At 57.8% G+C, this 509-nt stretch carries 1 protein-coding gene; it reads left to right on the forward strand.

The window, feature by feature from the left end:
* Positions 1-2 precede the first annotated feature (2 nt).
* A complete protein-coding gene (locus V7650_RS18175) occupies positions 3-143 on the forward strand; it encodes a DUF938 domain-containing protein (RefSeq protein WP_335657608.1) in 141 nt (46 codons plus the stop codon).
* The last annotated feature ends 366 nt before the right edge of the window (positions 144-509 follow it).

Consider the following 509-nt stretch of genomic DNA (forward strand, 5'->3'; position numbering starts at 1 on the left):
GCCTGAAAAGCCGCGATCTCCGTTGGGGCCTGCGCGACGTCGCCGATATGGACGCGCTGGCGACGCAGAACGGGTTCGTCCGCGAAAGTCTGACCGAAATGCCCGCCAATAATATTTCGCTGGTTTACAGAAAGCACGATTAAGCCCCTCCTTTTCAAAGGAGGGGTTGGGGTGGTTTCTCTCGGCGAAGAGCCTTCCTTGGGTTTTCCCACCATTGCACCCCGCTCCTCCGCCCTTCGCTGGCGCGAGCAATGCTGGCGCACCACCCCAACCCCTCCTCTAAAGAGGAGGGGCTTAATCGCCGTTCCTCTTGCCATGACTTAATCGCCCGATTAACAGGGTCTCAAAATCAATAGGAGCGGGTATATGACGGAAACACGGCGCTGCATGGGATCTGCCATCGCCCATTGGGCTGAAAAGACACCCGACAATATCGCGATTGATGATGCCGACGGCATGGTCAGCTATGCCGAGCTGGATCGGCGCGTTACCGAATATGCGCGCGCCTT

It is taken from the genome of Parasphingorhabdus sp. (assembly GCF_036964565.1).
GTDB lineage: Bacteria > Pseudomonadota > Alphaproteobacteria > Sphingomonadales > Sphingomonadaceae > Parasphingorhabdus.